The sequence below is a fragment of the Streptomyces sp. NPDC052682 genome (assembly GCF_040678435.1).
In the GTDB taxonomy this organism is placed as follows: Bacteria; Actinomycetota; Actinomycetes; order Streptomycetales; family Streptomycetaceae; genus Streptomyces.
Genome location: NZ_JBFATS010000018.1, coordinates 17,628 through 37,456, shown reverse-complemented (window position 1 = coordinate 37,456; position 19,829 = coordinate 17,628). Strand labels below are relative to the sequence as shown.

General features: G+C 72.4%; 21 protein-coding genes. 5 read left to right on the top strand and 16 right to left on the bottom strand.

The features are described from left to right. The first annotated feature begins 28 nt into the window (after positions 1-28). Entirely contained in the window at positions 29-385 is a 357-nt protein-coding gene (locus AB0K80_RS26130; protein ID WP_365673629.1) for a 5-carboxymethyl-2-hydroxymuconate Delta-isomerase, read from the top strand. A 13-nt stretch (positions 386-398) separates the two neighbouring features. Here AB0K80_RS26130 and AB0K80_RS26125 read toward each other — a convergent pair whose 3' ends face one another. The 3 genes from AB0K80_RS26125 to AB0K80_RS26115 all read right to left on the bottom strand — a co-directional run bounded on the left by AB0K80_RS26125 (position 399) and on the right by AB0K80_RS26115 (position 3,668). Next, on the bottom strand, positions 399-1,088 hold the full coding sequence (locus tag AB0K80_RS26125; RefSeq protein WP_365673627.1) for a TetR/AcrR family transcriptional regulator: 690 nt from the start codon (positions 1,086-1,088) through the stop codon (positions 399-401). A 72-nt stretch (positions 1,089-1,160) separates the two neighbouring features. After that, complete coding sequence (locus AB0K80_RS26120; protein WP_365673625.1) at positions 1,161-3,119, bottom strand: hypothetical protein; 1,959 nt, start codon at positions 3,117-3,119, stop codon at positions 1,161-1,163. Between the two features lie 48 nt (positions 3,120-3,167). Beyond that, positions 3,168-3,668 carry a tetratricopeptide repeat protein gene (locus tag AB0K80_RS26115; protein ID WP_365673623.1) on the bottom strand — a complete coding sequence of 167 codons (501 nt, stop codon included), beginning with the start codon at positions 3,666-3,668 and terminating at the stop codon, positions 3,168-3,170. 113 nt (positions 3,669-3,781) lie between these two features. Between AB0K80_RS26115 and AB0K80_RS26110 the strand changes: the two genes are divergently transcribed. Further along, positions 3,782-4,213, top strand: a complete 432-nt coding sequence (locus AB0K80_RS26110) for a hypothetical protein (protein WP_365673621.1) — start codon at positions 3,782-3,784, stop codon at positions 4,211-4,213. Positions 4,214-4,297: 84 nt separating this feature from the next. Here AB0K80_RS26110 and AB0K80_RS26105 read toward each other — a convergent pair whose 3' ends face one another. From AB0K80_RS26105 to AB0K80_RS26080, 6 genes are all read right to left on the bottom strand, one after another. Beyond that, positions 4,298-5,845, bottom strand: a complete 1,548-nt coding sequence (locus AB0K80_RS26105; protein WP_365673619.1) for a DUF1996 domain-containing protein — start codon at positions 5,843-5,845, stop codon at positions 4,298-4,300. Positions 5,846-6,046: 201 nt separating this feature from the next. Further along, a complete protein-coding gene (locus tag AB0K80_RS26100) occupies positions 6,047-7,072 on the bottom strand; it encodes an NAD-dependent epimerase/dehydratase family protein (RefSeq protein ID WP_365673617.1) in 1,026 nt (341 codons plus the stop codon). 60 nt (positions 7,073-7,132) lie between these two features. Beyond that, positions 7,133-7,678, bottom strand: a complete 546-nt coding sequence (locus tag AB0K80_RS26095; protein ID WP_365673615.1) for a winged helix-turn-helix domain-containing protein — start codon at positions 7,676-7,678, stop codon at positions 7,133-7,135. Between the two features lie 336 nt (positions 7,679-8,014). Then, on the bottom strand, positions 8,015-9,046 hold the full coding sequence (gene glnII / locus AB0K80_RS26090; protein WP_365673613.1) for a glutamine synthetase: 1,032 nt from the start codon (positions 9,044-9,046) through the stop codon (positions 8,015-8,017). Between the two features lie 287 nt (positions 9,047-9,333). Next, the gene (locus AB0K80_RS26085) at positions 9,334-9,996 is read right to left on the bottom strand and encodes a hypothetical protein (protein WP_365673612.1); all 663 of its coding nucleotides are present in this window, start codon (positions 9,994-9,996) and stop codon (positions 9,334-9,336) included. Positions 9,997-10,110: 114 nt separating this feature from the next. Next, entirely contained in the window at positions 10,111-10,470 is a 360-nt protein-coding gene (locus tag AB0K80_RS26080) for an arsenate reductase family protein (protein ID WP_365673610.1), read from the bottom strand. A gap of 185 nt (positions 10,471-10,655) precedes the next feature. Here AB0K80_RS26080 and AB0K80_RS26075 point away from each other — a divergent pair, with 185 nt between their 5' ends. Beyond that, positions 10,656-10,970, top strand: a complete 315-nt coding sequence (locus AB0K80_RS26075; RefSeq protein WP_365673607.1) for a hypothetical protein — start codon at positions 10,656-10,658, stop codon at positions 10,968-10,970. 50 nt (positions 10,971-11,020) lie between these two features. Here AB0K80_RS26075 and AB0K80_RS26070 read toward each other — a convergent pair whose 3' ends face one another. Then, positions 11,021-12,205, bottom strand: coding sequence for a winged helix DNA-binding domain-containing protein (locus AB0K80_RS26070; protein ID WP_365673605.1), 1,185 nt, complete (start codon positions 12,203-12,205; stop codon positions 11,021-11,023). Positions 12,206-12,603: 398 nt separating this feature from the next. Then, on the bottom strand, positions 12,604-14,250 hold the full coding sequence (locus AB0K80_RS26065; RefSeq protein WP_365673604.1) for an alpha/beta fold hydrolase: 1,647 nt from the start codon (positions 14,248-14,250) through the stop codon (positions 12,604-12,606). A gap of 111 nt (positions 14,251-14,361) precedes the next feature. On the opposite strand from AB0K80_RS26065, the gene AB0K80_RS26060 reads away from it, so the two are divergent. Beyond that, on the top strand, positions 14,362-14,637 hold the full coding sequence (locus AB0K80_RS26060) for a hypothetical protein (RefSeq protein WP_365673602.1): 276 nt from the start codon (positions 14,362-14,364) through the stop codon (positions 14,635-14,637). A gap of 46 nt (positions 14,638-14,683) precedes the next feature. On the opposite strand, the gene AB0K80_RS26055 is transcribed toward AB0K80_RS26060, so the two are convergent. The 5 genes from AB0K80_RS26055 to glnA all read right to left on the bottom strand — a co-directional run bounded on the left by AB0K80_RS26055 (position 14,684) and on the right by glnA (position 19,024). Continuing rightward, positions 14,684-15,268: a hypothetical protein gene (locus AB0K80_RS26055; protein ID WP_365673601.1), complete on the bottom strand. Its 585-nt coding sequence runs from the start codon at positions 15,266-15,268 to the stop codon at positions 14,684-14,686. Positions 15,269-15,270: 2 nt separating this feature from the next. Further along, positions 15,271-16,188 carry a zinc metalloprotease HtpX gene (htpX, locus tag AB0K80_RS26050; protein WP_365673599.1) on the bottom strand — a complete coding sequence of 306 codons (918 nt, stop codon included), beginning with the start codon at positions 16,186-16,188 and terminating at the stop codon, positions 15,271-15,273. A 152-nt stretch (positions 16,189-16,340) separates the two neighbouring features. After that, positions 16,341-17,072, bottom strand: coding sequence for an alpha/beta hydrolase (locus tag AB0K80_RS26045; protein WP_365673597.1), 732 nt, complete (start codon positions 17,070-17,072; stop codon positions 16,341-16,343). A 141-nt stretch (positions 17,073-17,213) separates the two neighbouring features. Next, on the bottom strand, positions 17,214-17,474 hold the full coding sequence (locus AB0K80_RS26040; protein ID WP_365673595.1) for a hypothetical protein: 261 nt from the start codon (positions 17,472-17,474) through the stop codon (positions 17,214-17,216). Between the two features lie 140 nt (positions 17,475-17,614). Then, positions 17,615-19,024: a type I glutamate--ammonia ligase gene (gene glnA / locus AB0K80_RS26035; RefSeq protein ID WP_365673593.1), complete on the bottom strand. Its 1,410-nt coding sequence runs from the start codon at positions 19,022-19,024 to the stop codon at positions 17,615-17,617. A 210-nt stretch (positions 19,025-19,234) separates the two neighbouring features. Here glnA and AB0K80_RS26030 point away from each other — a divergent pair, with 210 nt between their 5' ends. Continuing rightward, positions 19,235-19,702: an RDD family protein gene (locus tag AB0K80_RS26030; RefSeq protein WP_365673591.1), complete on the top strand. Its 468-nt coding sequence runs from the start codon at positions 19,235-19,237 to the stop codon at positions 19,700-19,702. Positions 19,703-19,829: the final 127 nt, after the last annotated feature.

Genomic DNA, 19,829 nt, shown 5'->3' with positions numbered 1-19,829 from the left:
ATCGCTCAGCCGTAGAACAGGAGTGCTCATGCCGCAGATCACCGTCGACTACTCCGCGCCGCTCGCGGACGACTTCGACCGGCCCGGGTTCGCCAAGGCGCTGCACACCGCCGTGGCCGACATCGCGGGCGCCAAGCCGCCGGCGTGCAAGACGCGGTTCCGGCGGACCGAGGACATCGTGGTCGGCCCCGACACCGAGGGACACGCCCTGGTGCACGTGCACATCGCCCTGCTCGCCGGCCGCACCGAGGAGACCAAGGCACGGCTCACCGAGACGGCCCTGGAGCTGCTGCGGCAGTACGTGAAGCCGTCGCAGGGGCTGGCCCTGCACACCTCGGCCGAGGTCCGGGACCTGGACCCCTCCTACCGGAAGTCCGAGGGCTGAAAGGCCAGGACACCTACGAGGCCAGGGCCATGAGCCGGCCGGCCAGGTCGCTGAAGGGACCGTCGGCCGGCTCGTCCTTCAGGATGCGGCGCAGCAGGGCGCCCATCTCCTCGTCGTAGGCGGCGCTGACCGCGGCCAGCGCGGCGAAGTCGTGCACGAGCTGAGCCTCCAGCTCGGCGCGCGGGATGCGCCGCCCGTCCAGCCAGATCAGCGCCGTCGACTCGGCGAGCGAGATCCACGAGCGGACGACCAGTTCCAGCCGCGCGGGCGGATCCGTCACGCCCAGATGCGAAAGGATCTGGACATACGCTGCCTGCCGTACGGAGTCGATGAGCGCGTTGGTGGTGGACGAGCCGACCGCGGGGCCGCCGCGCATCAGGGCCGAGAAACCGGGGCCGTGCTCGTCGACGAAGTCGAAGTAGCGGCTCATCACGCGCAGCAGCCGGGCCCCCAGCGGACCCTCCTGCGGCTCGATGAACCGGGCCGCCAGGTCGTCCGCGGCGCGCTTCAACGCGGCCTCGTACAGGCTGAGTTTGCCGGGGAAGTAGTGGTAGACCAGCGGCCGCGAGATGCCCGCGGCCGTGGCTATCTCGTCGATGGAGACCTCGTCGGGCGAGCGACGGCTGAACAGTTCGAGGGCGACGCCGATCAACTGCTGCCGCCGCTCCTCGACTCCCATCCTGCGGCGAACCCCGGTAGTCATGCGCACACCTTACCGATCGATTCCGGCCTCGAACGGTCCTGAGCGACCACGAATTCACGCCGGTCCGGTCGGTCAGTGCAGCCCGTCGACCTTCCGCCCGTCCTGGAGGGTGCCCTTCAGCTGCGCCTGGGCGCCCCGCTCGGCCCGGACGGCCAGCAGATGGCCCTGGGCGGCGCCGGTGATGCCGCCCGTCGCCCGGACCGAGGCGGTGTCCCGGCTGCCGGCGGCCAGCAGGTACCAGGTGCCGCCGCCCGACTTCCACAACACCCCGGCCAGCACGTGCGGATCACGCGCCCCGCAGGCGGGGACGTCCTGGGCCTTCGCGGCGACCGCCCCGTACTTCCCGCCCGGCGTGTGGAACTGCGCCAGCACCAGGGCGCCGTCGCCGCGCCAGGTCTCGGCCCGGGTGCACATCCACGCGGCCGAACCGGTCGCGTCGGGCAGCGGCTGCTCGGCGAACTCCCAGGCGTTCACGGCCCGCACTCCGGCGCCGCGCACCGCGCCCAGCGAGCAGGCGTACGGAGCCCACTCGCGCAGCGCCCGCGCGCCCGAGGCGTCGCGGGCGGAGCCGGGCCGCCCGGCGGTGAGGCGGGCCGGGACCAGCTCGCCGAGGTCGGTCAGCAGCCGCGTACCGGTGTTGTCGGTCAGCTGCAGGACGTTCCAGGAGGTGCAGGGCCCGGTGCGCAGCGCGGCACTGGCCAGCGGCGAGGTCACCCCGCGGGTGAGGGTCAGCGGCATGGCTCCGGAGCCGGGCTCGACCAGGTCACGCTCGGCCGCCTTGCGCACCCAGGGGGCCGTCAGGTAGCGGACGTTGCCGTCGGCGCGGCCCAGCACCAGCGCGCTCGCCTCGGCCTTGGCCGCGCCGTCCACCCGGGCGAAGTCGAGGGCGGCGCCCTGGGTGCCGTCCTCGGGTTCGGCGTAGCGGACGATGCGCAGACCGTCGTAGAGGATCACCACGCGGGTGTTGTCGACGGCTCCGGCGTACAGCAGCTGGGGCGGGCCGGCGGGGCCGCCGGTCTGGGTGCCGGGGGTCGCGGACACCTTGACGGTCTGGCCGGGGCGGGCCCACACCGCGAGCGCGCGGCGCAGCAGGGCCCGGTCGCCGGTCAGCTCGCCGCGGGCGGGCCACACGGAGAAGTCGGTGCGCGCGGAGGTCCGCCACGCGGTCGGGGCGGCCTTGGTCAGCCTGCCCGGGTCCAGGGCGGCCTCGGCGGCCGGGTTCTGCGCGTACACGGGCGCGGCGGCGCCGTCCGGGCCCCAGCCGCCGCCGGGCAGAGCGAGCAGCGCCCCGCACACCAGCAGGGCCGCCCCGCCGGCCAGCGCCGCCTTCAGGTGCTGGCGGCGCCGCATCAGGTCGGTGGGCCGGGCCTGGAGGGAACAGGGGTCGAACTCGGTGGAGTCGAGCAGCGCGTACCGGGCGGGCACCTGGTCGGCCTCCCGCAGCGCGGCGTCCGCGTCGGACACGCCCGCGGCCGTGAGCACCTTGCGGACGTCACCGTCCGGGAGCCGTTCCAGGCCGCGCAGCACATAGGCCGCCCGGCCCGGGCCGGACAGGGCGGACAGCCGCTGGTCCAGGGCGAGTTCGTCGGCGCCCCCGGAACGCGGGAAGAGGCGCAGCCCCCACACCTGCGGCAGCAGCGGCGGCAGCTGGGACCGCTTCGGCCACGCCCGGCGCCTCAGCGGCAGCCCCGCCTCCAGCGCAGTACGGACCACCTGGAGACGGACCAGGGCGTACCCCGGGTCGCCGTGGCGTCCCTCCCCCGGGCCGTCGGTTGCGCCCGAGCGGGGACCTGCGTGCTGGGCGGGGATCACCGGGGCGGGCATCCGCCCTCGGGGCAGGGCGCGCTGGGTGAGGGCGTGCGCGGTCATCACGCGCCTGCCCCGGCCCAGTCCCGGCGGCAGCACCAGGTAGGCGAGCCGGACGAGCCGCGGGTAGTGCTCGACGAGCGCGGCCTCGGCCTGCGCGACGTCGACGACCGGGCCGGCCGGGGGAGTGGGGAGGGGGCGCTGGGCGACATCCTGTGACTGCACGTTCAGCAGAACGAGCGAATCGGCGGCAGGTCACCTCACCCCCGCGTGTCACGCCTCGGGCTCGACCAGCGCTCGCGCGTAGCGCGTCATCGACCGCTGGTAGCGCGGCAGGTGCCGGGCGAGGGCCCCCAGTACCAGCGACAGGCCCTCACGGTCGCGGCCCAGACTGGACAGGCACAGCGCGAGCGTCGCGCGTACGGCGTCGTCCAGCTCGTCGGAGGGCGCGTCCAGTTCGGGCGTGAGCAGCTTGACGCCCTCCTCGGCCTGCCCGGTGTTCCGCAGTGAACTGGCCAGCTGGATCTTGGTGCGGCGGCGCCGGTACCCGTCGATGCCGCGCGCCAGGGCCTCCCGGTACAGCGGCACCGCCCGGTCGGAACGGCCCGTCGAGTCCCACGCGCAGGCCTGCTCGAACGGGCCGAGCGGGCTGTCCTCGGGCAGTTCGGCGACGAGCGCGTCGATCACGGCCCGGAACGCGGACGCGTCCTGTACGGCACCCGTGTCGAAGGCGGCCCAGGCTGCGGCCACCCGGTCTTCCCAGTCCTGGTTCACCGGCACACTGTCGCACAGGGGTACGCACGCCGCACCGGATTTGAGTACCGGGCGGGCGGTAGCCGTATCGATGGGCGGCACGTGCCTGCTCCACGCCCGGACCGGAGGAACAGATGAGGGTGACCCGACCGATGCTCGCCGTGAGCGCCGCAGTTGCGGCACTGGCGCTCGCCGGCTGCGGCTCCGACCACGGCGGTCACAAGGCCGTACCGCAGACGGCGACCGGCAGCCTCGAGCACCTGGCCGCCGAGGCGAAGTGCGAGCCGAACATGCAGACCGACGCCGACACCATCCGCCAGGCCATCTGCAAGAAGGGCCAGGAGAAGTACATCCTCGCCACCTTCGCCACCGACCGTGGTCAGCGCGAGTGGCTCAACCAGGCCAAGGACTACGGCGGTTACTACCTCGTCGGCCGCAAGTGGGTCGCCGTCGGCGAGGAGCGGACGGTCCAGGCGCTGCGCGGCACCCTCGGCGGGACCCTGGAAGAGGGCTCGGCGCACATGAACCCCGGTGGCAGCCACAACAAGAGCGGCCACCACGGCTGACGCCGACATACCCCGCGGCACACGGAAAGCCGGCGGTGGGATCTCCCACCGCCGGCTTTCCCGTGGTCCGGGACCGGTCCGCGACTACTGGCAGTCCTGGCCGCTGTTGATGCACTGGACCATCTGGTTCATCACGTCCTCGTCGAAGAAGTTGATGAAGTCGTTGTGGTCGGTGATCGCCTTGTGCAGCTGGTCCGGGAAGGAGTCGATCGCGTAGGCGTTGGTGACCTGCCCGTTCTGGATCTGCGGGGCCGGGATGTCATAGACGAGCCGGACCTGCAGCTGCGGGATCGCCTTGAAGCCGTTCGGGCAGCTGCCGTCCGCCTGGACGAACGCCACGTGGGTGCGGTGGTTGGCGCTGTCGATGTTCTGGCCGTCCCAGCAGCTCTGGAAGAACGACGTCCGCACCACCGAGCTGCCCTGCGGGCAGATCGGGTACTTGTCGTTGAGGACCCGGTCCTCGAAGCCGGTGCAGCTCCAGTTGGTGTTGGAGTTCTTGAGGCCGTTGACGAAGGACTTGGCGTCACCGGTGATGATGCGCAGGGCCTTCGGCATCGCCACGACGTCACCGGTCTTGTTGCCGACGAACTTCAGCTGCGCCTGGCTGGGCTCGACGATGCGGCCGACGTTGCCGTCCTGACCGCCACCGGGCTTGTCGGCGTCGATGTCGTTCGTCCCGTCCTGCAGACGGATCACCGGCCAGAAGTACGACGACTTGTCGCCCTGGTTCTGGCAGGAGGTGTCGGCGTTGGCGAGGTCCTCGTCACTGGCGAAGGCGTTGTTGGCCTGGTTGCCGACGTAGTCGTGCTGGTGCTGCGCGCCGTTGCTGACGCCCGGGGCGACGATCACGTTGTCCGAGTTGCGCAGCTCGTTCTTGTTGGTGCCGCAGCTGGTCGTGAAGCTGCCGGTCGAACCGGTGTCCCCGTTCGCGGGGAGGCCGTTGCCGTTCACGCCCTTCGGGCCGCCGTTCGGCTGGACCTGGGTGATGTCCTGGAAGTCGGCCGCCACCGGGCCGTTCCCGCCCTGGCCGCCGTTGCCCTGCTGCTGGCCCTGGTCGCCGCCCTGGTTCTGGCCGTCGCCCTGGTTCTGGTCGCCGCCCTGGTTCTGACCGTCACCCTGGTTCTGGTCCTGGCCACCGCCGCCGGCGTTGGTCTCCGGCTGCTCGGCGGGGACGCCCTTGCAGCCGGCGAGCTGGTCGAGTCCCTGCGGGGCGTTGCCGCCCGCGCGCCGGATGTTGATGCCGATCCGGTCGATGGTGGCCGTCCGCTTGGACTTCAGCGGACCGAGGATGGCGTTGTCGACGAAGCCGGAGTCCCCCGCCTGCGCCTGGCGGGTCTCCGCCAGACGCTTGTAGGCCTCGGTGACCTGCTGGTCGAGCTTCGCCAGCTCCTGGTCGACGCCCGCCCGTGCCTGGTCCGGCACGTCGGTGAGCTGCTGGCCGACGTCCGGGCAGTCGATCGTCGCGATCTGCGCGCCGGCCGCCTTGACCTGGTTCTGCGCCGAGTCATCCTCGTGTGCCGATGCGTAGAAGTTCGCCCAGATCAGCCCGCCCCCACCGAGCGCTAGGGCCGCCGATGCGGCTATGGCCTTGGTGGCCAGCGGCGTACGGCGTTTTCTTGTGTTGCGTCCCATGGAACTCCTCTGACTTCCTTTTTCGGGGGCATCGAGGCGCCCGACAGGAGTGAAGCGGCTCCCTTCCATACGGAGCCCGTCCCAGGGGTGTTCAGCCGCCCCGGAAATTGCCGGGAAGTCCATCAGCCGACCGCGTACTCAACAGGCCCGAAAACACCGGAAGTTGCCGATCCCGGACAGCGGGTGAACGGACGGGGCCGGTCAGGGGGTGGTGCCGGGTACACCCCCGGCGGACGCCAGCACCCTCGCCTCCGCCTCCGGGTCGAGGCCGACGGCCGGGCGGTCCGGGCGGTGCGGGGCCGTGCCGCCGATGCGCGACAGCCACTCCCAGGTGTCGGCCACGGTCTCCTCGACCGGCCGGCAGCGCAGCCCCGCCGCGACCGCCCGGGTCACGTCCGCGCCGTGCAGGGCGTCGTGCAGGTCGCTGCCCGGGGGCACCCACACCGGCAGCCCGGTCCACGGCTCGACTCCCGCCCGAAGGATCACCTCCGGATCGGTCCAGCGCAGGTCGGCGACACCGCCGGTGACCCGCGCGCACGCCTCGAGCAGACCGCCCATGGTGGTGTGGCCCCGCGGGCTCATCAGGTTGTACGGCCCGCTCGCCCCCTGCTGTGCCGCGTGCAGGATCCACTCGGCGAGGTCCCGGACGTCGACGTACTGCAAGGGCAGCTCGCGCGGCCCGGGCGCGAGGGTCGGTCCGCCACGGGCGGTGCGGGCCAGCCACCACGGCAGGCGGCCGATGTTCTCGTACGGCCCGAGGATCAGCCCGGCCCGCACGAGCAAGGAGCGGTCCGGCCCGAAGGCGTCGAGCACGGCCAGCTCGCCGCCCCGCTTGTCCCGCGCGTAGTCGCTCGGCCCGGCGTCGGCCGAGGCGCCCTCCACCAGGGCGGCGTCCTCGGTGTACCCGGCGGGCGGCGCCCAGGCGTACACCGAGCAGCTCGACACGTACACGTACCGCCGGGCCCGGTCCCGCAGCAGCCGCGCCGCGTCCCGCACCGCGCGGGGCGCCGCCGACCAGGTGTCGACGACGAGGTCCCACGCGCCCGGTTCCGCGGCGAGGGCGGCGAGCCCGCCGGGCGCGGTGCGGTCGCCGTGCAGCGACCGCACCCCGGCCGGGGGCCGGTGCCGTCCCCGGTGGAACACCGTCACGTCCCAGCCCCGCCCGGCGGCCGCCTCGGCCACGGCCCGCCCCACGAACTCCGTCCCGCCCAGCATCAGAAGCCTCATGCCGGTGACTCTGCCCGGCGCGGCGGGCGCGCGGAACGGGAATCTGCCGTCGGCAGACGGTCAGCGCCCGGTGGGAGGGACGTACTTGTAGCCGACCCTGCGCACCGTCTGGATGGTGTCGCGGTACTCCGCGCCCAGCTTGCGCCGCAGCCGGGCGATGTGGACGTCGACGGTACGGCCGTCGCCGACGTGGCCGTAGCCCCACACCGTGCCGACCAGCTGGTCGCGGGTGTGCACCCGGTGCGGGTGGGCGACGAGGTGGGCGAGCAGCTCGAACTCCAGGTACGTCAGGTCGAGCGGGCGGCCGGCCACCGCGGCGGTGCGCTGCACGGTGTCGACGCGGACGAGCGGATCGCCGTCGGCCTCACCGGCCGGCGCCGCGGCCGGTGTGTGCCGGTCGGCCGGGACGAGCACCAGGTAGCCGATCATCGGCGGCTGTCCCGGCAGGGCGGGCAGCGTGTGCTGCGGCGCGGGCAGCCAGGTGGCGCCCGGTGGCAGGAAGTCCGGGACGTCGATCACCTCGTCGGGGTCGACGGCGCGCAGCCGCTGCCGGGCGGGGGCGGTGGCGGTGGCGGGAACGGAGGACAGCGGACGAGTGGTCGCCATGAGAGGTCAGCTCTTTCGCGCGAGAGGTTCGTCGGAAGGGACGTACGCCGTTGCGCGCGGGCCGAAGGCCGAGTGGGTGTACGGCTTTCAGAGGGCCGGCGCGTTCGTCGCGCGGCAACACACCCGGTCGAAGTCGTGGTGCTGACGGGAAGGCCAGAAGGGCTCGAGGTCATGGCGACCTGTCGCGGAGTTCTTCTGGAAGCCGGTCATGGGCCCATTGAAGCAGACGAGCCGCGTGTGCAGGAGTCCTCTCTCACTGCTTGGACGCTTTTCCGGGGCAGCGCGCAGGGGCGCCCACCGTCCGGTGGGCGCCCCTGCGTCGGGCTTTGGGCGGGATCAGACCTGACCGGCCTTCTCCAGCGCCGAGCAGCAGGTGTCGACCAGCAGACGCGTCACCACGTACGGGTCGACGTTGGCGTTGGGGCGGCGGTCCTCGATGTAGCCCTTGCCGTCCTTCTCGACCTGCCACGGGATGCGGACCGAGGCACCGCGGTTGGAGACGCCGTAGGAGAACTTGTCCCACGGGGCGGTCTCGTGCAGACCGGTCAGGCGCTCGTCGATGCCCGCGCCGTAGTTCTTGACGTGGTCGAGCGGCTTGGAGCCCTCACCCAGCGCCTCACACGCGGTGATGATCGCGTCGTAGTTCTCGCGCATCGCCTTGGTGGAGAAGTTGGTGTGCGCGCCGGCGCCGTTCCAGTCGCCCTTGACCGGCTTGGGGTCGAGGGTGGCGGCGACGCCGAAGTCCTCGGCGGTGCGGTAGAGCAGCCAGCGGGCCACCCACAGCTGGTCGGAGACCTCCAGCGGGGACAGCGGGCCGACCTGGAACTCCCACTGGCCGGGCATGACCTCGGCGTTGATGCCGGAGATGCCGAGGCCGGCCTTCAGGCAGTTGTCCAGGTGCGCCTCGACCACGTCACGGCCGAAGATCTCGTCGGAGCCGACACCGCAGTAGTAGCCGCCCTGCGGGGCCGGGAAGCCGCCCTTGGGGAAGCCCAGCGGGTAGCCGTCCTTGAAGAAGGTGTACTCCTGCTCGATGCCGAAGATCGGCTCCTGCGCGGCGAACTTCTCCGCGACCTCGGCCAGCGCGGCGCGGGTGTTGCTGGCGTGCGGGGTCATGTCCGTGTTCAGGACCTCGCACAGCACGAGCACGTCGTCGCCGCCGCGGACCGGGTCGGGACAGGTGAAGACCGGCTTCAGCACGCAGTCCGAGGCGTGGCCCTCGGCCTGGTTGGTGGAGGACCCGTCGAAGCCCCAGATCGGCAGCGCGTCCAGACCGGCGGGCGACCCCGCGATGATCTTCGTCTTGGAACGCAGCTTGGCCGTCGGCTCGGTGCCGTCGATCCAGATGTACTCAGCCTTGAAGGTCACGGGCCACATCCTTCGGGGGTGGGTCATAGGCGCGATGTGCGGGTGCGGCGGCGCTGCGGCACTGAAACGCCGTGCTTGTTGCCCGGCAGCCTGTCAACAGGCGATTTCCCGGCCATTGCCCGGATGTGAACCCCGTGTTACCGGGTGGTGCCGACGGGCGGCCCGCCCTGTGCGGGCGGTGCCGCGCGCTGCGGCCCGTACGCACCGGCGTGTCCCGGCCGCGGGGCGCGGGCCGGCGACCGCCCCCTCGTCCGGTCGCCGGCCCACGGGCCTCAAGCCGCCGGGCCTCAGCCCACCTTCTCGATCAGGGCCCGGCGGATGAGGAACTTGCCCGGCTCACGGACCTGCTCGAAGGCCGCGTCGTTCAGCAGGACGCAGCTGCCGGAGACCGAGGTCACCTCCACGGTCGTGGACTTGTTGTTGTCCAGGTTGGTGACCTTCAGCTTCGTCCCGGCCGGGAACTGGTTGCTGGACGCGGCGGGCGCGCCGGCCTCGCCGGAGAGGGTGACCGTGGAGCCCTTGCACACCTGCTGACCCGAGGCGGCCACGCCGCCGCCGGGACTGCCGGTGGCCGGGGCCTGGGGCCTCTGCGGGGCCTGAGGGGAGGCGGTCTGCGCCGGCTGCGCGGTCCGGGAGTCCTGAGCCGACTCCCCGACCACACACCCGGACGCCTCCTGCTTCCGCTTGATCTCGGCGATGACCGCCTCACGGTTGGCGATCCGCGCCTCGGACTGCGCGTCCGGATTGGCCCGCTGACCGTCGATGAACCGCTGGTTGTTGCCGAGCGCGGTGGCGAGCCCCTGGCAGACGGTGGACTCGGCGGCCGACTTCGGCGGCGGGGCGGCGTTCGAGGTGCTCGCCATGACGAAGGCACCACCGCCCGCCACCGTCGCCGCGCTCACCAGCAGGGCGAGCTTCTTCTTCGTGCTGAGGGTTCTCCTGCGCGACATGCGCGCCTCCTGAAGAGGTAGGGGAGCGTACGCCGCTATGTACGAGATACCGAACGAGGTTACTCAGCGGTTACCGCGGTCACTTGAGTGACCTGCGCCACATGTCTGAGCCGGTCATCGTGACATCGCGTCCCGTACGGCGTCCTCGGTGCGGGCCACCACGGCCGTGCCGTCGTCCGCCGTGATGATCGGGCGCTGGATGAGCTTCGGATGCTCGGCGAGCGCCCTGATCCAGCGGTCGCGTGACGCCTCGTCACGGGGCCAGTCCGTCAGGCCCAGTTCCTTCGCCGCGGCCTCCTGGGTCCGCGTGATGTCCCACGGCTCCAGGCCGAGCCGGGCCAGGACGCCGCGGATCTCCTCCTCGCTCGGTACGTCCTCCAGGTAGCGGCGGACGGTGTAGTCGGCGCCCTCGGCGTCGAGCAGGGTCAGGGCGCTGCGGCACTTGGAACAGGCCGGGTTGATCCAGATCTCCATGCCGCCCACGGTATCCCGCAGGGCCGGAAAACCCGTGCGCCACCTGTGTCACCGTACCCCCGAAAGCCCTTGTTACCAGGGGCTTTTGTCAGTGCCGGGCGGTAGAATAGAAGCAGTGTTCGAGGGCATCGCCGGGGTCGCCGACCTCTCCGGGACGGTGCCCTGACCGCGACAGGAGGATGCCTGTGCCCGCTGCCGCACTGACGACCAAGCCGCTGCCCACCCAGTCCACCGCGAAGCGTCCCGTCCTGCTCGACCTGCCGTACGCGCCCGTGGAGAAGCGGCCGCTGCCGCCGGGCCGTCCGCGCGAGTGGTACATCACCCACAACCGCCGCCTGAAGGCCATGCGCCTGGCGATCGCCCTGCTCGACTCCGGCGTCTACCTGCCCCAGCAGGCCCGCAACGAGACCATCCGCGACACCGCCGAGCAGATCGGCGTGCACCCGCCGTCCGACACGACGTGCCACATGGTGCGGGCGCTGATGCGGTACGCGCGCTGAGCCCGGGCGCCGGGTGCCCCGCCCTTGGGGGCACCCGGCGCGTCGTACGGCTACCCGGCCAGCTCCCGCTCCAGCGGTGTGCGGAACCGTGGCGTGAGCCGCGTCGCCCCCACCCACGCCCGCAGCCGCTCCGCCTCCGCGGCGATCGCCGCCTCCGCCTCCCGGCCCACCCCCGCGCCGTCGAGGACCCGCCACACGATTTCCCCGTCACCGCGCTGCGCCCAGCCGCCGATCACCCGTCCGTTCCACCACACCGTCGGCCCGACGTTGCCGCTGCGGTCGAACAGCAGGGGCCGCAGCTCCGGCGCGAGATACCAGTCCCGCTGCTGCCAGCCCATCGCCGTCGGATCGAGCGCGGGCAGCAACGCGGCCCACGGCTCCTCGGGCTCGGCCACCGGCCCGGCGTCACCGTCGGCGACGTACGCCGTGCCCTCGTCCACGGACACCGCCCGCGCCCCGATCGCGGCCAGCGCCCGCCGCACCTCCGTCACCCGCCACCCGGTCCACCACTTCAGGTCGGCCTCGGTCGCCGGCCCGCACACCGCCAGCCAGCGGCGCAGCAGCTCCGCCTGCGCACCGGCGACGTCCAGCTCGGGGTGCTCGGGCGCGAGCGCCCAGCGGAACTGGGACGACGTCCACGAACCGAGCGGCCGGCCGCGCACCACCTTCCCCTCCACGCCCAGCACCCTCAGCAGCCGGGTCGAGACGGTGTGCACGCCCTCGTAGCTCTTCCCGGCCGCGTACACGAACTGTTCCTTCAACCGCGGCTCGTCCTGGGCCAGTTCGGCCGCCGTCGCCTGGCCGCGCCGGGCCAGCGCGGCCAGCGCCGACTCCTCGACCTCCTTCAGCCAGGCCGCGTCCGGCGCCCCGGCCTTGGCCATGTCCTTCACCAGCGCGGCCCGTTCCCGGGCGGCGACCGCCAGGCCCGTCGACGCGTGCACCACGGCGGTCAGCCCGGTCGGGAACACGAACACCGTGTGCCGCATGCCGTGCATCCGGACCAGCCGGCGGTCCTCGTACAGCGCGCGCTCCGTCTCCCTCACCGTGTGCGACGGGTCCGCGAGCCGGGCGCCCACGGCCAGGAACACCGTCGCCGGGTCCGTGCCGTGCAGGGCCACCAGGGAGGAGGCGACCTCCTCGGGACCGCCCGCCCGGGCCGCCCCGGCCAGGCGGTGCCGCACCGCGAGCCGGGCCCGCCGCTCCGCCACACCGATGTACCGCTGCGCGTCACCCATACCGGCCTCCACTCGTGCGTGTCCGCTGACCTCCCCTGCATCATCGCCGACACCACTGACACCGGCCGGACCGCCGTCATTCGGCGGGCCTGCTGTCCATCGGCGGGCCCGTGGTGCACCGGCGGATCTGCCGCTCGACGGCGGAAGGCCGGCACTCGGCGGACCGCCGGCGCGTGGTGGGCTGCCGAGGCTCGGCGCATCGCTGCCAGTCGGCGGACTGGAGGACCACTGGCGACCGGTGGGCCGTTGTCTCTCGGTGGGCTCCTGTCCTTCGGCGGGTCGCCGGGCCTTGGCGGGCTCCTGTCCTTCGGCGCACCGACGACGACCGGCGGGCCGCCGGCAGCCGGCGCACCGCCGCTCAACGACGGCGGACCCGCTGAGAGCCGGCCGCCCGCCCGCTACGCGTACCTCTCCAGCAGCCCGCGCACATACGCCTCCAGCCGTGCGCCCAGGACCTCCGGCGTCAGGTCCGTCCGGCCCAGCTCGCGCCACGGCCCGGCCAGCTTCGCCGCGTCGGGGGAGTAGGCCAGGGCGTCCAGCAGCCGCCAGTACAGATGGTCCGGTCCGTCGGCGAGCCGCCGCCCGCCCCGCGCCTCGTACCGCGCGCGGAAGCCGAGGCCCGTCGCCGGGCCGTGCAGCAGCGCGAGCGCGGTCGAGCAGTGGGCGACGTCCAGGTCGGCGGGCCCCCACGAGGTCTCCACCCAGTCGACGACCCCGCTGACCCGCAGCCGCTCGCCCTCCCCGGTGAACAGCACGTTGCCGGGATGGAAGTCCCGGTGCAGGAAGCACCCCTCGTACGGCGGCGCATCGCGGCGGATGACGTCCACCGCCCGCTGCCACATCCCGCCGCCAGGCGTCACGACCCGCTCGGGCCACGTCCACGCCTGGTAGGTCCGCGGCGGCTCGTCCGGGACGACCGCGTGGATCCGGGCCAGCTGGGCCGCCAGCAGGTCCACCCGCCGGTCCACGTCCGTCTCGTCCACGCGCACCCGGCCCGGCAGCCGGGACATCAGCAGGGTCGGATGGTCACACTGCTCGGCGGTGGCGTCCACCGCGACCAGCTCGGGAGCTGGCACCCCCTCCTGACCGGCGAGCAGGGTGAGCACCGCGGCCTCCCGGGCCAGCAGCCCGGGCGCGTGGTGCCGGAAGAACGGCTTTACGAACGTCCGCCGTACCAGCTCGGTGCCGTCGTCGAGGGTCAGGCACCGCATCTGCGCACTCCAGCCGCCGCTCAGGAACCGTGAGCGGACGACCGTACGGCCCTCGGGAAGCTGCTTGGCCACCCAGGCGCGCGTCGCCGTCCAGCCCCGCTCGCCGAGGCCGGTCAGCACGGCGGTCACGAACGCGGCCAGATCGCCCGGGTGGTCGCGGAACCACTGGCCCAACCGGTGCCCGGCGTCCGGCAGTTCGAGCCGGGTGAACTGGGCCCGCGCGGCCAGCGCGTCCTGCACCGACTCGGTGACGGCCGGCGGGATGACCTCGTCCGTGCCGGGCACCGCGAGCACCGCCCGGCCCTCGAAGCCCCGCAGCACCTCGAGCGCGGGCGAGGTCCGCCAGCTGCCGGGCCGCCGGATGAGGTCGCTGAACCGGCCGTCGCCGGCACCGAACGGCACGTCCCAGGCCTCGTCCGCGTACACCGCTGGTGCGCACAGTCCCAGCGCGGCCACCCGTTCCCCGTAGTGCCGGACCAGATCGGCCACCGTCTGCCCGCTCATGCTGAACCCGACCAGCACCAGCGGCCCGCCGGCCGGGACGTGGGCGTCGATCACGGACACGGCCTGCTCGAAGCGGCGGCGCAGACTCAGCTCCCGCAGCGCGCCCGTGCTCTCGCCGTGCCCGGAGAAGTCGAAGGCGAGGGCCCGGCAGCCCCGGGCGGTGAACTCCGCCAGAAGTGGCCGGTGGTGGTCCATGCGGCCGTTGCCGGCGCCGTGCAGCACCACGGCGGTGGCCCCGAGCCCGGCCGGGTCACCACCCCCGCACACTCCGCCGAGTCGCTCACCGTCATGGACATGCGTGAAAGGGGCCGGCTCGCTCATGCCCCCCATTCACTCACGCACCGCCCGAGCCACGGCCGGAAAATCCGGATGCACGGACCGTGACCGTCTCCCTACGCTGGATGCACCACCCAGCACCCTCACCACAGAAAGGGGCCAGTCATGAGCACGTTCATCGTGGCCGGCACCGTGGTTCTGGTGGTCCTGGGCTTCGGCAACCACGTCTGGTGGCTCGCCGCCGTGGCCCTGCTGTACCTCTACGTCCGGTACGGGCAGGGCGCCTCCTCGGCGGCCTCGGCCGGCGACGCCTCCTCCGAGGGGGCGGCGCCCGCCACCTACCGGGCGTACCGGGCCCGCCGTGACCAGCAGGCCAAGTGGGAGCGCCGCTACCGCCGCGAGCGCCCCCTCGAGGCCCGCCGCCAGGAGCGCGGGGGATAGGCCGGCGCAGCACACCTGACCGCACCGGGGCGGCCCCCGGCCGTCGTCACAGGCCGGGGGCGCCCCACAACGGGAACCAGCGGCCCAGGTCCTGCTCGATCCGCAGGTCACCGGAGAGGGCCGCCCGCACCTGCAACTCCAGCGCGTTGTCGCGCCGCTGCTCCGCTGCGGGCAGCGGCGCGAAGGGGTAGAAGGTGCCGCGCTTGTACAGGTAGACCAGCGCCAGCCGCCGTCCGGAGGCGTCCTCGAACCCGGCGAGCGAGCACAGCAGTTGGGGGCCGAAGCCGTTGACCTCCATCTGGCTGTTCACCGCGTGCAGGTCGTTGACCAGCAGCGGGAGCTGGTCGGGGGAGCGGCGGGAGACCAGCCAGGAGTAGCCGTAGCCGTCCAGGGTCAGCTCCACCGGCGGGCCGTCCCGCTCGGTGTCCGCGTCCAGCAGCGCCTGCACCTCCCGGTGGCTCTGCTCGAAGGCCGCGCCCTCGACGGTGGCGAAGCACACCGCGCCGTGCCCGGTCGGGGTGAAACCGGCCGCCGCCTGGAGGGTGACGGCCGCGCCCGGCAGCGCGAACAGCTGGTCGAGGTCCGGCGCGACCGGCTTCGTACGGCCGAGGAGGATGTCCAGCAGACCCATGCTCAGGTCCCTCCGGGTGCGGCCGCCTCACCCAGCTCGGCGGAGATCCGGCCGAGCTGCTCGAGCCGCTGCTCCAGGCTCGGGTGGGTCGAGAACAGCCGGGCGATGCCGGGCTCACGGCCCAGGGCGGGGGTGAAGTAGAACGCGTTGAAGGCCTGGGCCGTGCGCAGGTCCTTCGCCGGGATACGGGCGATGTCGCCGGAGACCTTGGTCAGCGCGGCGGCCAGCGCCGAGGGACGGCCGGTGAGCAGCGCCGCCGCCCGGTCCGCCGCCAGCTCGCGGTACCGGGACAGGGACCGGATCAGCAGGAAGCTGAGCGCGTACACGGCCGCCGACACGCCCATCACCCCGGCGACGACCACGGCGGTGTTCTGGTCCCTGCGGCCCCCGCCGAACAACCCCGAGTAGAAGGCGAACCGCACGATCAGCCCGGCGATCACCCCGAGGAACGAGGCGACGGTGATCACGGCGACGTCCTTGTGCGCCACGTGCGCCATCTCGTGCGCGAGGACCCCTTCCAGCTCCGCCGGTTCCAGTCGCCGCAGCAGCCCGGTCGTCACACAGACCACCGCGTTGTCGGGGTTCCGCCCGGTCGCGAACGCGTTCGGCATGTCCATGTCGGAGACGGCGACCACCGGCCTGGGCATGTCGGCGAGAGCGCAGAGCCGGTCGACCACGGCGTGCAGCTCCGGGTACTCCTCCCGCCGTACGACCCGGCCGCGCATGGCGTACAGCGCGATCCGGTCGGAGAACCAGTACTGCGCGCCGAGCAGCGCCGCCGCGACCACCACGACCAGCACCCAGGACTTCAGCAGCAGGACCAGCGCGGCGACGAACGCCACGTACACCAGCCCGAGCAGGAACAGCGTGACCCCCATGCGCGTGGTCAACCGCCGGTCGCTCCGGAAGCGGCTGTGCATGATGCATCACCCCGCAGTCAGGCACTCGTCCCGCTGTCCAGTGTGCACCCCGGCAGTGCCATGAACGGGTCGTCGTCAGCCCTAGGGCCAGCAAAGGACGCGCCGGCCGGGACGAGGGTCCGGCCGGCGCGCCACCGGCACCGGGCGGCGGGTCAGCCGAGGTGCCGGGCGAAGAACCGCAGCGTGCTGTCCAGCTCGAGGGCGGGGACGTCGCCGTGCCCGCCGGGGTGGGCGTGCAGCGTCTTCTCGGCCGAGGCCAGAGCGTCGAAGAGCGCCAGGCTCTCCTCCCGGGGGACCCGCTCGTCGTCCCACTGCACCAGGAACTCCACCGGTACGGTGATCCGCCGGGCGGCCTCGGCCAGAGCCGGCGCTCCGCCCAGGCCCAGCACCGCAGCACGGACCCGGGGCTCGGCGGCGACGAACGGAACGCCGAGTCCGCACCCCAGCGACACCCCCCAGTAGCCCACCGGACCGGCCCCGACGTGCTCGATCTCCTGCACCGCGTCCAGGACCGCCCGCCATTCCGGGACGGTCCGGCGCGCCACTAGCGCCTGGAAACCGGCGATGAGCGCGGCCAGGTCCTCCCCGGCCGCCGCGCGCGCCTGGTTGGCGGCGACGATCCGGTCGTACTCCTCCTCCCTCGGCCGGTCGCCGTGGGCGGGGACGTCGACCGCCACCACCGCGAAACCGCACTCGGTCACGAGGCGGTGCGCGAGGGATACGAGGCCTGGGTCCTTCTTGTGCCGGCCGCCGCCGTGTCCCAGCAGGATTAGGGGGCGCGTACCGGTGCCGACGTCCGGGGTCCACAGCACACCGGGGATCTCGCCGAGGGTGAAGAGCTGTTCGCGGACGCCGTCGGACGACGTCGCAGAGGTGAAACGCATGGCGTTTCCGCCTTTCGGGATGCCTTACGCGGGCACTCCCCGGGCCATGCGGAGGAGGGAGTCCCGGCCTGTCACAGCGTTGATCGGACTCACCTCCTCGGTTCGCGACGGCGCACGGCGAACCCGAAGGTAGCAGGAACGCTAGTAGGGCGCGCGGAAGTTGAGGTATCCCAGCAGCACGATCACGGCGGCCACACACCCCAGCACGACGGCCGTCGACACCCACGACGACCGGCGCCGGGACGCCACATGATCGGGGTCGGCCCGGAAGGGCACGGGCCCGGGCGGGTTGTCCTTCCAGCGCGCGGCGAGCATCCGGGCCCGCGCGGACGGCTCCTTGTGCTCCGCGCTCTCCGCCCACTTGAGGTCGAACTCCCGCTCGATGTCGTCCTGTTCGGACATCCCCGTAACCCTTCTCGAACAACAGTGTCAGGCTCATGATTCCGTGCCCGCGCCGGTTCTGTGAAGCGGGTTCCGGGAACACGACCGCGGGGCCGCCCCCTGGTGGGAGCGGCCCCGCGGTGCCGGTGGAACCGGGTCGATCACACGTCGAAGTAGAGCTCGAACTCGTGCGGGTGCGGGCGCAGCTGGAGCGGAGCGATCTCGTTGGTGCGCTTGTAGTCGATCCACGTCTCGATCAGGTCGGACGTGAACACGTCGCCCTGGAGGAGGAACTCGTGGTCGGCCTCGAGGGAGTCGAGGACGGCGCTGAGGGAGGTCGGGACCTGCGGGACGCCGGCGTGCTCCTCGGGAGCCAGCTCGTACAGGTCCTTGTCGATCGGCTCGGCCGGCTCGATCTTGTTCTTGATGCCGTCCAGGCCGGCCAGCAGCAGCGCCGAGAAGGCCAGGTACGGGTTGCCGGAGGAGTCCGGGGCGCGGAACTCGACGCGCTTGGCCTTCGGGTTCGAGCCGGTGATCGGGATACGCATGGCCGCGGAGCGGTTGCGCTGCGAGTACACCAGGTTCACCGGCGCCTCGAAGCCCGGCACCAGACGGTGGTACGAGTTCACCGTCGGGTTGGTGAAGGCCAGCAGCGACGGGGCGTGCTTGAGGATGCCGCCGATGTAGTAGCGGGCGGTGTCCGACAGGCCGGCGTAGCCCTGCTCGTCGTAGAAGAGCGGCTCGCCGCCGCTCCACAGCGACTGGTGGACGTGCATGCCCGAGCCGTTGTCACCGAAGATCGGCTTCGGCATGAAGGTCGCCGTCTTGCCGTTGCGCCAGGCGACGTTCTTCACGATGTACTTGAACAGCTGGAGGTCGTCGGCGGCGGCCAGCAGCGTGTTGAACTTGTAGTTGATCTCGGCCTGGCCGGCGGTGCCCACCTCGTGGTGCTGGCGCTCGACCTTCAGGCCGGCCTTCTCCAGCTCCAGGGTGATCTCGGCGCGCAGGTCGGCGAAGTGGTCGACCGGCGGGACCGGGAAGTAACCGCCCTTGTAGCGCACCTTGTAACCACGGTTGTCCTCGAGGGCGCCGGTGTTCCAGGCACCCGCCTCGGAGTCGATGTGGTAGAAGGACTCGTTCGAGCTGGTCGCGAAGCGGACGCTGTCGAAGACGTAGAACTCGGCCTCGGGACCGAAGTAGGCGGTGTCGGCGATACCGGTGGACGCCAGGTAGGCCTCGGCCTTCTTCGCCACGTTCCGCGGGTCACGGGAGTACTGCTCGCCGGTGATCGGGTCGTGGATGAAGAAGTTGATGTTCAGCGTCTTGTCGCGGCGGAACGGGTCGACCCGGGCGGTCGTCAGGTCCGCGCGCAGCGCCATGTCGGACTCGTGAATGGCCTGGAAGCCGCGGATCGAGGAGCCGTCGAAGGCGAGCTCTTCGTCCGGGTCGAACGCCTCAGCAGGCACCGTGAAGTGCTGCATCACGCCCGGGAGGTCGCAGAAGCGGACGTCGATGAACTTGACGTCCTCGTCCGCGATGTACTTCTTGGCCTCGTCGGCGTTCTGGAACATCCAGCTCCTCCTACTCCCGGCCGTCCCGCCGGGGTGGTAGATCGTTCGTGCGGCCAGTGCGGGTGGCACACGCTGTCCTCGACCCTAGGGACGGGTGATTTCTCTGGCGTGACCCATTTGTTTCGCGCAAGTTAACCGGCTCCCCCTCAACGGTAGCCCCGGCGCACCCCGGCGTCCCCCGGTCATGAAGGGGCGCAGTACCGTGGACGGGTGGACAACAGGCAAGCAATCGGATCATGGCTTTCCGGGCCGCGCGCGGCCATGGAAGACGCCGGTGCCGACTTCGGATACCGGGGCGAACGGCTCGGTCTGCCGAAGGAGGGGCCGGGCTCGATCGCCCGCCCCGGGCGGCGGCTCGGCGCCCTGGCCGTGGACTGGGGCCTGTGCCTGCTGATCGCATACGGTCTCCTCACGCACGGCTACAACCAGGCGACCAGCAACTGGGCGCTGCTGATCTTCTTCGTCCTGAGCGTCCTCACGGTCGGCACCGTCGGCTTCACCCCCGGCAAGCGCCTGTTCGGTCTGCGGGTGCTGGCCCTGGAGACCGGCACGGTCAACCCGCTGCGTGCCCTGCTCCGCTCGGTCCTGCTGTGCCTGGCCATCCCTGCCCTGATCTGGGACCGCGACGGCCGCGGCCTGCACGACCGCCTGGCCGGCACGGTCGAGGTCCGCATCTAGCGGCCACGCCTGGTGCCCAGCGCTGCTGGCCTTTCTTCCTGGCCGCCGGGCAGGGGCCTCCCGCGGCTACGGCCCAGGACCTGTGTCCAGCCCGCCCGCATGCACGCACCGTGCGGCGGCGTCACTC